This is a genomic window from Aquimarina aggregata (assembly GCF_001632745.1).
In the GTDB taxonomy this organism is placed as follows: Bacteria; Bacteroidota; Bacteroidia; order Flavobacteriales; family Flavobacteriaceae; genus Aquimarina; species Aquimarina aggregata.
Genome location: NZ_LQRT01000002.1, coordinates 145,800 through 158,960 on the forward strand (window position 1 = coordinate 145,800; position 13,161 = coordinate 158,960).

14 protein-coding genes and 1 tRNA gene are annotated in these 13,161 nt (G+C 33.1%); 9 read left to right on the forward strand and 6 right to left on the reverse strand.

From position 1 onward, the window contains the following. Positions 1-58: 58 nt before the first annotated feature. A tRNA-Met gene (locus AWE51_RS02400) sits at positions 59-132 on the reverse strand. Positions 133-333: 201 nt separating this feature from the next. On the opposite strand from AWE51_RS02400, the gene AWE51_RS02405 reads away from it, so the two are divergent. Together AWE51_RS02405 and AWE51_RS02410 are read left to right on the forward strand one after the other, a co-directional pair. Beyond that, entirely contained in the window at positions 334-726 is a 393-nt protein-coding gene (locus tag AWE51_RS02405) for an START-like domain-containing protein (RefSeq protein WP_066308965.1), read from the forward strand. A 63-nt stretch (positions 727-789) separates the two neighbouring features. Continuing rightward, positions 790-1,635 (forward strand): aminotransferase class IV, encoded by an 846-nt coding sequence (locus tag AWE51_RS02410; RefSeq protein ID WP_066308967.1) that lies wholly within the window; start codon positions 790-792, stop codon positions 1,633-1,635. A gap of 17 nt (positions 1,636-1,652) precedes the next feature. Here AWE51_RS02410 and AWE51_RS02415 read toward each other — a convergent pair whose 3' ends face one another. The 5 genes from AWE51_RS02415 to AWE51_RS02435 form a co-directional block, all read right to left on the reverse strand. After that, the gene (locus tag AWE51_RS02415; RefSeq protein WP_066308968.1) at positions 1,653-2,213 is read right to left on the reverse strand and encodes a YqgE/AlgH family protein; all 561 of its coding nucleotides are present in this window, start codon (positions 2,211-2,213) and stop codon (positions 1,653-1,655) included. A gap of 130 nt (positions 2,214-2,343) precedes the next feature. Then, a complete protein-coding gene (locus AWE51_RS02420) occupies positions 2,344-2,616 on the reverse strand; it encodes an HU family DNA-binding protein (protein WP_027391128.1) in 273 nt (90 codons plus the stop codon). Positions 2,617-2,803: 187 nt separating this feature from the next. Next, positions 2,804-3,751 (reverse strand): methionyl-tRNA formyltransferase, encoded by a 948-nt coding sequence (gene fmt / locus AWE51_RS02425; RefSeq protein ID WP_066308971.1) that lies wholly within the window; start codon positions 3,749-3,751, stop codon positions 2,804-2,806. Then, positions 3,748-5,655 carry a RecQ family ATP-dependent DNA helicase gene (locus tag AWE51_RS02430; RefSeq protein WP_317041810.1) on the reverse strand — a complete coding sequence of 636 codons (1,908 nt, stop codon included), beginning with the start codon at positions 5,653-5,655 and terminating at the stop codon, positions 3,748-3,750. Before AWE51_RS02430 ends, fmt begins: the two co-directional genes overlap by 4 nt. A gap of 2 nt (positions 5,656-5,657) precedes the next feature. Further along, positions 5,658-6,194 (reverse strand): AAA family ATPase, encoded by a 537-nt coding sequence (locus tag AWE51_RS02435; protein ID WP_066308976.1) that lies wholly within the window; start codon positions 6,192-6,194, stop codon positions 5,658-5,660. 174 nt (positions 6,195-6,368) lie between these two features. On the opposite strand from AWE51_RS02435, the gene AWE51_RS02440 reads away from it, so the two are divergent. The 7 genes from AWE51_RS02440 to murA all read left to right on the forward strand — a co-directional run bounded on the left by AWE51_RS02440 (position 6,369) and on the right by murA (position 13,153). Next, positions 6,369-6,830, forward strand: coding sequence for a (2Fe-2S)-binding protein (locus AWE51_RS02440; RefSeq protein WP_066308978.1), 462 nt, complete (start codon positions 6,369-6,371; stop codon positions 6,828-6,830). A gap of 21 nt (positions 6,831-6,851) precedes the next feature. Then, positions 6,852-9,005 (forward strand): xanthine dehydrogenase family protein molybdopterin-binding subunit, encoded by a 2,154-nt coding sequence (locus AWE51_RS02445; RefSeq protein WP_066308980.1) that lies wholly within the window; start codon positions 6,852-6,854, stop codon positions 9,003-9,005. Positions 9,006-9,017: 12 nt separating this feature from the next. Next, positions 9,018-10,070 (forward strand): XdhC family protein, encoded by a 1,053-nt coding sequence (locus tag AWE51_RS02450; RefSeq protein ID WP_066308982.1) that lies wholly within the window; start codon positions 9,018-9,020, stop codon positions 10,068-10,070. Beyond that, complete coding sequence (locus AWE51_RS02455) at positions 10,048-10,662, forward strand: nucleotidyltransferase family protein (RefSeq protein ID WP_066308985.1); 615 nt, start codon at positions 10,048-10,050, stop codon at positions 10,660-10,662. The genes AWE51_RS02450 and AWE51_RS02455 overlap by 23 nt, the downstream gene beginning before the upstream one ends. Before the next feature lie 84 nt (positions 10,663-10,746). Continuing rightward, positions 10,747-11,031 carry a DUF493 family protein gene (locus AWE51_RS02460; RefSeq protein WP_066308987.1) on the forward strand — a complete coding sequence of 95 codons (285 nt, stop codon included), beginning with the start codon at positions 10,747-10,749 and terminating at the stop codon, positions 11,029-11,031. 106 nt (positions 11,032-11,137) lie between these two features. After that, positions 11,138-11,788: a DUF4290 domain-containing protein gene (locus AWE51_RS02465; protein ID WP_066308988.1), complete on the forward strand. Its 651-nt coding sequence runs from the start codon at positions 11,138-11,140 to the stop codon at positions 11,786-11,788. A 51-nt stretch (positions 11,789-11,839) separates the two neighbouring features. Further along, the gene (murA, locus tag AWE51_RS02470; RefSeq protein WP_066308989.1) at positions 11,840-13,153 is read left to right on the forward strand and encodes a UDP-N-acetylglucosamine 1-carboxyvinyltransferase; all 1,314 of its coding nucleotides are present in this window, start codon (positions 11,840-11,842) and stop codon (positions 13,151-13,153) included. Positions 13,154-13,161: the final 8 nt, after the last annotated feature.

Genomic DNA, 13,161 nt, shown 5'->3' on the forward strand with positions numbered 1-13,161 from the left:
TCACTAATCTTAAAATAAAAAAAGTCGAGATGTAAATCTCGACTTTTTCTTTCATATGTAGCGAGAGGGGGGCACGATCCCCCGACCTCCGGGTTATGAATCCGACGCTCTAACCAACTGAGCTACCTCGCCTTAATTCTCTTATTTTTTAAACAATAAAACCTTTTTATTCGTTCTATTATTTCAGAACTCTTTTTGAAGAATTCCTTAAGAGGGTGCAAATATAAAAACAAAATGGAATGCCGCAAACAATAATGCATAATTAATTTTTTTTTCATTGTCCTTTTAAAGTCGACAATTAATCTATATATTGGCTTACCAACAATTAATGATATGTCTGAAAAAACAAAATATGAACTTGAATTTGTGGTACAGTCTTCGCCGCAACTATTATATCAATATATATCTACTCCATCTGGCCTCTCAGAATGGTTTGCTGATAATGTAAATTCGAGAGGTGAATTATTCACGTTTATTTGGGATGATTCTGAAGAGGAAGCAAAACTTTTAAGTAAAAAAAGCGGTGAGCGTATTAAATTTAGATGGACCGAAGATGAAGATGAAGGAAACGATTACTTTTTTGAATTGCGCATACAGGTTGACGAAATAACTAAAGATGTTTCTTTAATGGTAACCGATTATTCTGAAGAAGATGAGATGAGTGAGAGTAAAATGCTGTGGGATAATATGATAAGCAACCTTAAGCAAGTATTGGGGTCAGCATAATTGCCTTTATTTTATTAACTTTTTTATTCCCCATAGAAATTCAAATTTTATGGGACTTTTTTTATGATCAATATTAATGGAAATCTTGTAAAAGATACAGACGAAAGCTTGTATAAAAATAGAGGATATGCATATGGAGATGCTGTATTTGAAACTATACGTGTAAATGCCAGTGATATTTTATTTTGGGAAGATCATTATTTTAGATTGATGGCCTCAATGCGTATATTAAGAATGCAAATACCCATGCGTTTTACTCCGGAGCTTTTAGAACAAGAAATTAAAGAATTAATAAAAGAGAGTGGTCTGGAGAAAAAGGCCGCCAGAATCAAAATTATTGTACATAGGATCTCTGGTGGTTTATATACTCCAAAATCAAATGAAGTAGAATACTCTATATCCGTATCGTCCCTAGATTCTGGTTTTTATCATATACCTGAAACTTTGTGTGAAGTGACTCTTTTTAAAGATCATTATGTAGCGGCAGATTTACTTTCTACCTTAAAAACTAATAACAAGATAACCAATATTTTGGCTGGTATATTTGCTAAAGAAAATAAGTTTGACAATTGCTTGTTGATGAATTCGAATAAAATGATTATCGAAGCTTTAAATGGAAATTTATTCTTAGTAAAAGGAAATACTATAAAAACACCGCCAATAGTTGATGGTTGTCTTAAAGGTGTACTAAGAACACAATTGTTGAGAATACTTAAAGAACTAAAAGATTATGAGGTACTAGAAGCCTCAATTTCTCCGTTTGAATTGCAAAAGGCAGATGAATTATTTGTTACCAATGTAATACAAGGAATTGTACCTATTACTAAATTTAGGAAAAAGGAGTATACTGTAGAAATAAGCAAACGATTATTGGGTATATTAAATACCAAAATAAGATTGAATACGTAAAATTATATTATAAGTAGTTAGTTATATGTTGGATCTTCTGGAGCATTAGACCAAAGTAAGTAGTCGCCTCCTAATTCAATCATTTTTTCTTTCCAAAAGGTGTCATATGACTTTACGAATATGTTTTTCTTGTAACTATTTTCTACAATTACCCAAGAATTGGCTTCAAGCTCTTGATTTAATTGTTCAGAGTCCCATCCAGAATACCCTAGGAAAAATCGTATTTCATTAGGGGTTATTTTGTTTTCTGAAATGAGTACAGAAACAACAGAAAAATCTCCTCCCCAATAAATTCCTGAAGATATCTCTACACTATTTGGTATGAGATCAGGAACTTTATGAATAAAATATAAATTATCCTGTTCAACAGGACCGCCATTATAAATTTTAAATTCCGATTCAATTTCAGGAACAAGATCTGCTAATCGATAATCAAGAGGTTTATTCATTATAAAACCAATAGAACCATGTTCGCTATGATCTGCAAGAAGTACTACAGAGCGATTAAAAGACACATCACCGATTATAGATGGTTCGGCAATTAATAGATGTCCTTTTGATGGTTGAAGTGATATCATATGATGGCTTTGATTATCTTAAAGCTAAATAAATATTTCTAATAATCAAAGCTGTTTGGTGTTTTTGTTGGTAATCAATAAAAAAAGCCCTTGATTATCAAGGGCTTTAAATAATATCGAAAAGAGCTGATTAATTTACTGAACTAGATAAATCAGCACCAGCTTTAAACTTAACAACGTTTTTAGCAGCAATTTTGATAGTTTTACCTGTTTGTGGGTTTCTACCTTCTCTTGCAGCTCTTTTAGAAACTGACCAAGATCCGAATCCTACTAAAGAAACACGATCACCTTTTTTAAGGCTACCTTCAACGTTTCCTAAAAAAGATTCTAAGGCTTTTTTAGCCGCTGCTTTTGTGATTCCAGCATCAGCTGCCATTGCATCGATTAATTCTGTTTTGTTCATAATTCTGTTTTTAAATTAATTGTTGGTTAAACCAATCTTTATGTTAAACGCTCTACAAATTTATACGGATTTATGATTTGTGCAAGGATTAGCCCAGTAAATACAGGGTTTTGTTGATAACTCAAGGGGATTGTTAATAAACAATAAAGTTTTTTGATGATTTTTAAATCCTAACTATACTCTAGCCTCAGACCATTTTAGCGTCTCTGTAAAAAGTATATCCATTTAAGAGGGCATTACTTTCCATTGCTTTTTTTCCAGGGAGTTGTAATTTGGTAATAATTAGATACCCATTGTTAACTGCTACCTTGATCATAGTATCTTCGATCACAATTTTTCCCACTTCAAAATTATGAACTTCCGTTAGGGGTATTGCATTATATATTTTTATGTTTTGTGTTATACCATTATTTTGTAGTTCACACCAAGCAGCTGGATACGGACTTAAACCTCGAATAAGGTTATTAATGATATTAATATCATCATTCCAATCTATTTTTGTATTCTCACGATTTAATTTGTATGCAGTTTTAAACTTGGCTTCTTTAGGTTGTTCTTTTATAGTAAAAGTGTTTTCTTTAATTAATTCTAAAGTTTGTAATACAAGTAATGATCCTTCTGTCATTAGTTTATCATGAAGTACTCCAGCGGTATCATTATCATCAATAGCCACTTCCTTTTGTAAAATGATATGACCTGTGTCTATTTTTTCATCAATAAAAAAAGTAGTCACACCTGTTTTTTGTTCTCCATTAATAACAGCCCAGTTTATAGGAGCTGCTCCTCTGTAATCTGGCAACAGAGATGCATGTAAGTTAAATGTGCCATATTCTGGCATATCCCAAACTATCTTTGGAAGCATTCTAAACGCTACAACTACATTAAGGTTTGGTTTAAGAGCTTCTAGTTCTTTTATAAAATCAGGATCTTTTAAATTTGTTGGTTGTAATATATTTAGATGTTTAGTTAATGCATATTCTTTAACGGCAGAAGCTTTTAATTTTCTACCTCTGCCAGCAGGCCTATCAGGTGCAGTTATAACACCAACAACATTGTATTTGTTTTCAACGATAGTTTTTAAAGTATCGACAGCAAAATCTGGGGTTCCCATGAATATGATTCGTAAATCTCTCATTTTTTTAGTAGTTGGTAATTATTGTTGTGATTTATTTTTATTATTTGATGTGCATTCATTTCACGTAAAACGTCGAGAATAATTTCTTCTGGATAAGCTAACATAGCTATCAAATCTCTTGAAGATAATTTTTTTTCTCGTAAAAGCCTTATAATATCTTCTTGTATTTTAGTTATATCGTGTTTTTTATGATTTTTTTGTTTGTTACTACAAAAACTACAGATACCACATTCTTTAGCTTCTTTTTCTCCAAAGTAATTTAGTAACTGTACACTTTTACATTGACTATTGTTTTCTGAGAATTTGAGTATTGCATTTACCTTTTTAATTTTTTCGTTATTCTGTTCGGTTAAATGATGTTTAATTCTATTAATTGTATGATCATCTTCTCTCGGAACCAAAAAGATGATTTCTGCATCATATTGCTTATAGTTAAAATCGACTAATTCAGAAGCATGAAGTTTTTGTAATAACATAATCACTTCTTTTTCATCTAAATTGACTTTGGAGGCTATAACAGGGATATTTATAGCAATTTTTTCATCAAAGATACCTCCATAAGTTCTCAAAATAGTCTTAAGCACTATTTCGTAATTTTTGTTGTTCTCTATATACGTTAATAATTGGTTCCCAGTGGTGAGTATTTGTAGACTACTTTTTTTTGTGAATCGCTGTGTGAATCGTATAACTCCACAACGGTCAAGAAATTGCAACACATTATAAGATACAAGTGTATTGATATCGTATGTTTTACAGAAAGTATTGAAATCAAATTCATGGATAGACTGTTCGCCTTCTCCATAAGATATTCGAAAGTAATTACTTAATTTTCTATATACGATTTTAACGGTATCGGTATCTGGTAATACTTTTATAAATTGATTGTTCAGTCTATTGTTATCTGTTTCGTTTTTTAAAAGAAACGCAAAGGCCTTTTTGCCATCTCTTCCGGCTCTTCCTGCTTCTTGAAAGTAACTTTCGATACTTTCTGGGATATTATAATGTATTACAGTGCGTACATTGGGTTTGTCAATTCCCATACCAAAAGCACTAGTTGCTACCATAACACGAATTTCTTCTTTATGCCATAGTTTGAATCTTTTTGTTTTTTCTATAGCGTCTACGCCCCCATGATAATATGAAGCACTGGACCCGCTAGAGTTTAAAAAGTCACTTAGTTCTACTGCTGTTTTTCTGTTTCTTACATAAATAATAGAAGTTCCGGGGTATTTATTTAATATCTGATTTATTTTGTATATTTTATCTTCAGCTTTAATAACCCAATACCCTAAATTAGATCTAAAAAAAGATTGTCTAAATATTTTCGTTTGAAAAAGATCTAGTTCAGAAATAATATCATCAACTACTCGAGATGTAGCAGACGCTGTTAATGCTATAACAGGAGCGGTTGGTTTTAAATCCTTAAGAATTTTTATTTTTTTATAGGATGGGCGAAAGTCGTTTCCCCATTGAGAAATACAATGCGCTTCATCAACTGCGATAAGATTAATATTCATTTGCTTTAATCGCTCTTTAACGATGTCTTGCTGCAATCTTTCTGGAGAGAGGTATAAAAACTTATAATTTCCATAAATACAGTTGTCAAGTAAGGTATCTAGTTCAGAGTATTTGATACCACTTGGTAATGCAATGGCTTTAATTCCTTTTGCCTGGAGGTTTGAAACCTGATCCTGCATAAGGGCAATCAATGGTGATATTACAATACAAATCCCTTCTTTAAGTAGAGCGGGTATTTGAAAGCATATAGATTTTCCTCCACCTGTTGGCAATAATGCAAAGGTGTCATTTGCTTCTAAAACAGAATTAATTACTTCTTCCTGTAAAGGTTTAAAACTGTTATGTTTCCAGTACTGCTCTAATATTTGAAGAGGTGAGTTTATCAAAATTATAAAACATTTTCTATAATGAAATTACTACGATCATCTACTTTGCCAAAGGGAACCTCAATACAATCATATCCAAATGAGGTATACGTTTCATAAAGGTGATGATGTATTTGTAAAGCTTGATCAAAACTTTCATATCGTTCATTATCTGTTTCATGAATATCTTCCCAAGGGGGAAGCAAAAAGATAGTGTCATACTTGTGTTTTTTACAGGCTTCTACGAAACTAGGAGGATTTATTTCATTAGCATAATTCATGTATGCGAGTACATCAGGAATACCTCTATCTAAAAATATTCGTGATGAAATAAGTTCTTGAGCTTCGATAAATTGTTGAACACGTCCTTCAAGAAGTTTTTTGCTAAACAAAGTTGGATCTTCAAGAAACAGTTGTTCAACCCCTTGTTCCTGAGCTTCTAAAGTAACTTGCCGCGATATTTCATGAAGGCACTTTTCTCCAATGCTTTCTAAATGTTTTATAATAGTAGTTTTACCTGTAGATGGCCCGCCAGTAATAACAATTTTCTTGTTTGTCAAAAGAATGGTTTTAATGCAAATCTCGGAATTATAAAGGGATTTTGAAAATAGTATTAATAGAACTATAAAGGTCTGTTAAAGTTGAAATCATTAAAATGAATTTTTAGTACATTAAGTAGCAATTCATGGTTAATTGCTTTATTTAGACTAGTTAAACATAAAAAATCAAAACTCATGCCAGTTTATAATTTAAAAATAAATGGAAAAGCTCATGCCATTGAAGCCGATCAGGATACCCCTCTTTTATGGGTGCTTCGAGATCATTTAGATATGGTTGGAACTAAATTTGGCTGTGGTATCGGTCAATGTGGTGCTTGTACTGTGCATATCGATGGATCTGCTACTAGAAGTTGTTTACTTCAGGTATCGATGATAGAAGATAGCGAAATTACCACTATTGAAGGTATTTCTGAAGATGGTACGCATCCTGTACAACAAGCTTGGAAAGAAATAGATGTGCCACAATGTGGTTACTGTCAAGCTGGACAAATAATGTCTGCAACGGCATTTTTAAATGAAAAAAAGAACCCTAATAGATCAGAAATTCGAGATGCTATGAGTGGGAATATTTGCAGATGCGCTTCGTATAATAGAATAGAAAAGGCGGTAGAACTTGCAGCTAGTAAAATGAGCTAATCAATTTAAATTTCACAAAAAATGAAGAAAAGTGTTTCACCTTCTTTTAGCAGAAGGTCCTTTATAAAAACATCTACCCTTGCTGGTGGAGGAATGTTGATTGGTTTTAATCTTTTTCAAGCGTGTAAACCTGAAGTAGCACCACCTGTTGATATCGCCAAATTGAACTTTAATGATTTTAATGCATTTATAAAAATAGCCGACAATGGTATGGTTACAATTTTTTCGCCAAACCCTGAAATAGGGCAAGGAGTCAAAACTTCTATGCCAATGCTTATTGCAGAAGAACTTGATGTGTCATGGGATAAAGTGCATGTCGTACAAGGGGCTTTAGATACTAAAAATTTTACGCGTCAAGTAGCTGGTGGAAGTCAATCCATAAGACATGGATGGGAACCATTACGTCAAACCGGTGCAACTGCCAGACAAATGTTGGTGAATGCAGCTGCTGCAAGATGGGGAATAGCACCATCAGAATGTAAAACAGAAAATGGAGTAATTACCAATACTAATGGTGATACTTTAGGATATGGAGATGTTGTAAAAGAAGCCGCCGCTTTAGAAGTTCCAGAAAAAGTAGCGTTAAAAGAACCAAAAGATTTCAAAATAATAGGAAAAGATGCAAGTAATGTAGATGTAGAAAAAATTACAACAGGTCAACCTTTGTATGGATTAGATTATAAGGAAGAAGGTATGTCATATGCTGTGGTATTAAGACCTCCTGCTTTTGGTAATAAACTTGTTGATTTTGATGATACAGATGCCAGAGCTATTAATGGTGTAAAAGATGTAATTAAATTCGGAGATAAAGTAGCTGTTTTAGCCACTAATACATGGGCAGCTATGAAAGGGAAGAAAGCACTAAAAGCCAATTGGACATCTGATGATAAACTTGAGAATACTGAAGATCATGATAAGATTTTAACAGATCTTTTAGGAGGCTCAGAGTTTAACACTATGAGATCTGATGGTGATGTTAAAAAAGCCTTTGCAGCAGCAGATCAGATAGTAGAAAGAACATATGAATCTCCATTTTTACCACATAACTGTATGGAGCCTATGAACTTCTTTGCAGATGTGACAACAGATAAAGTTCGTTTAGTAGGACCTATTCAAACTCCAGCAGGAACGGCAAGACGAGTAGCTGAATTACTAGATAGAAAACCAGAAGAAGTTTCAGTCGACATGACAAGAATGGGAGGAGGATTTGGAAGAAGATTGTATGGGGATTTTGCTTTGGAAGCTGCAGAGATTTCTAATTTGGCAAAAAAAACTGTAAAAGTAGTGTATTCTCGAGAAGATGACATGTCTGCAGGAATTTATAGACCGGCAATTAAATATAGAATAGCAGCTTCTATAAAAGATGGCGAAATTACAGGATATCATCTTAAAGAAGCATCTGTTAATTCAAATATGTATGGATTAATCCCGAATTTCTTTCCTGCAGGTGCAGTAGAAAACTACCAAGTTGATGTAGCAAATTATAATAGCAAAATTACTACAGGTGCCTGGAGAGCCCCATATACTAATTTCTTGTCATTTGCAGAACAAAGTTTCTTTGATGAAGTGGCAGAAATCTTAGAAAAAGATCGTATTCAGCTTCGTTTAGATTTATTACAAAAGGTTAAAGGAACTACAGATGAGCGTATTCAGTACTCTCCTGAACGATTAGAAAAAGTCATAAAAGTTGCTGTAGATAAATCAGGATGGGGTAATGCTAAAGAAGGGGTTTATCAAGGTTTTAGTGCATATTATTGTCATAATACGCATGTTGCCGAAGTAGCTGATGTGGTTCTAGAGAATGATATTCCTGTAGTAAAAAAGGTTACATGCGTTGTTGATTGTGGTATCGTTGTAAATCCTTTAGGAGCTAAGAACCAAATAGAAGGTGGTGTCATCGATGGTGTTGGTCATGCTATGTATGGTGATTTTTCTTTTAAAAATGGAGAGCCTCAGGATGTAAATTTTAACACATACCGATTAATAAGAATTAATGAAACTCCTGTAGTAGAAACCCACTTTATTGAGAGCGATATAGCACCAACGGGATTAGGAGAACCTACATTGCCGCCAGCAGGTGCCGCTGTTGCCAATGCTATTAAAGCAGCAAAAGGAATTCGTTTGTATAAACAACCCTTTATTAAACATATGAAAACTAAAGCCCCTCTTGGGTAGATTTGGGTATATATGACGCACGAATTTAAAGAAATTATAACATCTTATGAAAAAGCCAGACAGCAAGGAATTCTTGCTGTTATGGCTACTGTGGTTGATGTAGAAGGTTCTTCATACAGAAGACCAGGAGTAGGTATGTTAATTTTACAAAATGGGGTTGCCAAAGGAGCTGTTAGTGGAGGTTGCGTAGAGAAAGAAGTATTGCGCCAATCACAATCGGTTTTTCAATCTGGAATTCCAAAAATTATGACCTATGATGGTAAATACCGTCTTGGTTGTGAAGGTATTCTATATATACTTATAGAACCCTTTGATATTGATGAAACTGTAATTGATTCAATAAAAAAACATTTAAGTTCAAGAAAACCTTTTGAAATCACATCGTATTTTTCGAAAACGGAAACGAATAAAAATATGGGGTCTGTGATTCAGTTTGAAGAAGAGCAGAAAATCTCTTTTTCAAGCAACTTACCACAGACAACCGCATTGCCTTGTTTTCAAAGAATAATGGAACCTTGTTTTCGTTTGATTATTATAGGGGCAGAACACGATGCGGTAGTGTTATGTCAACTAGCTTCTGTTACTGGTTGGGAAATTGAGGTTGTTAGTACTCCTCAGAGCCCTAAACAACTTAAAGAATTTCCAGGGGCCAATAAAATTCATAATTGTGGACCCGAAGATGTAAAGCTTGATCATGTTGATGATCAAACAGCAATTATTTTAATGACTCATAATTTTGCAAAAGATGTATTGTATCTACAGGCTTTAAAAGAGTATAATCCAATTTATATAGGTTTATTAGGTCCTGCTAGACGTAGAGAAAAATTAATTTCAGCATTTATAGAGTACCACCCAGAGATTTCAGAAGAGTTTTTAGATATTTTACATGGTCCAGCAGGATTAAATTTAGGGGCAGAGACTCCACAAGAAATAGCAATTGCGATAATAGCAGAAATTCTATCGGTAATAAGAAACCAGAAACCAATACCATTACAGGACAAGAAAGGGGCTATTCATGATGATGTAAAACGAAAACATTTAAATGTCCTTTCAAATAAAACCTAAGATTGCTCACCTTATTTTGGCAGCAGGGTCTTCTAGCAGAATGGGGACTCCAAAACAATTATTACGATGGGGAAATACCACCTTAATAAGTCATGCTATCATGCAAACTCTGGAAATTGAAAATGTATCCACTTATGTCGTTTTAGGAGCAAATTATAATTTAGTTTATCAAGAAATAGCCCATTTTCAAGTCACTATATTAAAAAATTCTAATTGGAGTGCTGGTATGGGGACTACAATAAGTTTTGGTGTTAATACGATTCTTAATGAAGATGAATCTTATGATGCGATATTAATTACTTTGGTAGATCAACCGTTACTTGAAAAGGAATATTTGCATGATTTGATTTTAGAGTTTGAAAAGAATAACCATGCTATAATTGCATCAGATCTCGGAGATAGGATAGGAGTTCCTGCCATATTTTCAGGTGTTATTTTTAATGAATTAACAAATTTGAAAGAGGATTTTGGGGCTCGATATATTATAAAGAAACATATTAATAACGTTAAAAAAGTCTCGGCAATAGGCAAAGGGAACGATATTGATACGATAGAAGAATATGATACTCTGTTTAAAGATAAATTTTCTTAATTAGAAAGTAATACTTTGGCTTTTCAACTTTATTTTATAAACAAGATCACTTATCTTTGGTGCGAAATTTGCGTTAAAGCATATATGAAAAATCAAGAAGAGTTTTATAAAAAATTAAAATTACAATTAGCAGATACGGCCTTATGGCCAACTGCATATTTATATAAGTTTATTGTCCCTACCGATGTTACAAAAATAGAGCAAATAGAAACTATATTTGATAATTTAGGAGCAGTAATTAGTACCAAACAATCACGTAATGGTAAATACACAAGTGTTTCTGTTAATGTGCGAATGAAAAACCCCGATCAGGTGATTCTTAAATATAAAGAAATAGCTGTTAAGGTTGAAGGTGTTATATCATTGTAAATAAATTTCTCCACTCAGGATAACATACTTGTTTTATTTTAGTATTTTGCGAAGCGAATGATATTGTTACGTAATCGTCGCAAATACTTCACTTAAATTTTTTTTCATGATAATTGATAATTTAGAATATAATACAGAAAGAGAAAAACTTATTATACCAGAGTATGGTCGTCATTTACAGAAAATGATAAATCATACTGTTGCTATTGAAGATAAAGAAGAGCGAAATAAAGTAGCAAAGTCAATCATAGCGGTAATGGGTAATTTACAACCTCACCTTCGTGATGTTCCAGAATTTCAACATAAGTTATGGGATCAACTATTTATTATGAGTGATTTCAAACTTGATGTTGATACTCCATTTCCAGTATTAACTAAAGAAAAACTTCAAGAACGTCCTGAACCATTAGACTACCCACAAAATTTTCCAAAATATCGTTTTTATGGAAATAATATTAAGAGAATGATAGATGTAGCGAATAGTTGGGAAGATGGAGAGTTAAAGACAGCTTTGACTTTTACTATAGCTAATCATATGAAAAAATGTTATCTTAATTGGAATAAAGATACAGTAGAGGATATGGCTATTTTTAATCACTTGTATGAACTTAGTGATGGTAAAATTAATCTAAAAGGTAGTACAGAAGATCTAATTGAAGCCTCAAACTTATTAAGAGGAAACAATAAGAAAAAACACTCTAGCAATAATTCTGGTGGTAAAAAGAACTATAGAAGTAGAGGAAAAAAACGTTACTAAATAAAAAGCACCAACTACACGATTACTAACGACTAACTTACGAACAATTACATGGGGACTTTTCAGATCGAAGGGGGACATCAGCTCAAAGGTGAGATTACGCCACAAGGAGCAAAAAATGAGGCTCTTCAAATTCTTTGTGCAGTATTATTAACTCCTGAAGAAATAACAATTTCTAATATACCTGATATTAGAGATGTTAATAAGCTTATTGGTATTCTTAATAATTTAGGAGTAAAAATTCAAAAAGTTGATAAAGGAACATACACCTTTAAAAGTGATGCTCTTGATTTAGATTATTTAGAAAGCGAACAATTTAAGAAAGAAGGAAGTGGCCTTAGAGGATCTATTATGATTGTTGGTCCATTATTGGCAAGATTTGGTAAAGGATATATTCCACGTCCTGGAGGAGATAAAATAGGAAGAAGACGTTTAGATACACATTTTGAAGGTTTTATTAATCTAGGTGCTACGTTTAGATATAACAAAGAAGAACGTTTTTATGGAGTAGAGGCTCCAAACGGTTTGACAGGAACGTATATGTTATTAGATGAAGCTTCTGTAACTGGTACTGCGAACATTGTTATGGCTGCAGTATTAGCTAAAGGAAAAACTACCATATATAATGCCGCCTGCGAACCTTATTTGCAGCAATTATGCAAGATGCTAAACTCTATGGGCGCTAATATTAGTGGAGTAGGGTCTAATTTATTAGTCATTGAAGGAGTAAAGAGTTTAGTAGGATGTCATCATCGTGTATTACCTGATATGATTGAAATAGGTTCATGGATTGGTCTAGCAGCGATGACTAAAAGTGAGATTACAATCAAAAATGTAAGTTGGGAAAACCTTGGTGTTATTCCAAATACATTTAGGAAATTAGGGATAACTTTAGAAAAAGTTGGAGATGATATTTTTATTCCTGCACATTCAAATGGATACCAAATAGAAAGTTATATCGATGGCTCATTTATGACCATAGCAGATGCACCTTGGCCAGGGTTTACTCCGGATTTATTGAGTATTGTGCTTGTGGTTGCCACACAAGCCAGAGGTGAGGTAATGGTACATCAAAAAATGTTTGAAAGTCGTTTGTTTTTTGTAGACAAACTTATCGATATGGGAGCAAAAATTATTTTGTGTGACCCACATAGAGCAACTATAATAGGTCATGATTTTAAGTCTACGTTAAAAGCTACGACAATGGTATCTCCCGATATTCGAGCAGGGATTTCATTATTAATCGCAGCATTAAGTGCTAAAGGAACATCGGTTATTCATAATATAGAACAGATTGACAGAGGGTATGAAAATATAGATGAACGATTACGTGCTATTGGTGCTAAAATTGTTAGAAAAGATTAGTGATATTT

Coding starts and splice junctions, on each gene's coding strand:
- AWE51_RS02445 (WP_066308980.1), top strand. CDS start 6,852: ATGAAGAAAAGTGTTTCACCTTCTTTTAGCAGAAGGTCCTTTATAAAA.
- AWE51_RS02450 (WP_066308982.1), top strand. CDS start 9,018: ATGACGCACGAATTTAAAGAAATTATAACATCTTATGAAAAAGCCAGA.
- fmt (WP_066308971.1), bottom strand. CDS start 3,751: ATGAGAGATTTACGAATCATATTCATGGGAACCCCAGATTTTGCTGTC.
- AWE51_RS02405 (WP_066308965.1), top strand. CDS start 334: ATGTCTGAAAAAACAAAATATGAACTTGAATTTGTGGTACAGTCTTCG.
- AWE51_RS02455 (WP_066308985.1), top strand. CDS start 10,048: ATGTCCTTTCAAATAAAACCTAAGATTGCTCACCTTATTTTGGCAGCA.
- AWE51_RS02410 (WP_066308967.1), top strand. CDS start 790: ATGATCAATATTAATGGAAATCTTGTAAAAGATACAGACGAAAGCTTG.
- AWE51_RS02465 (WP_066308988.1), top strand. CDS start 11,138: ATGATAATTGATAATTTAGAATATAATACAGAAAGAGAAAAACTTATT.
- AWE51_RS02440 (WP_066308978.1), top strand. CDS start 6,369: ATGCCAGTTTATAATTTAAAAATAAATGGAAAAGCTCATGCCATTGAA.
- AWE51_RS02420 (WP_027391128.1), bottom strand. CDS start 2,616: ATGAACAAAACAGAATTAATCGATGCAATGGCAGCTGATGCTGGAATC.
- AWE51_RS02460 (WP_066308987.1), top strand. CDS start 10,747: ATGAAAAATCAAGAAGAGTTTTATAAAAAATTAAAATTACAATTAGCA.
- AWE51_RS02415 (WP_066308968.1), bottom strand. CDS start 2,213: ATGATATCACTTCAACCATCAAAAGGACATCTATTAATTGCCGAACCA.
- murA (WP_066308989.1), top strand. CDS start 11,840: ATGGGGACTTTTCAGATCGAAGGGGGACATCAGCTCAAAGGTGAGATT.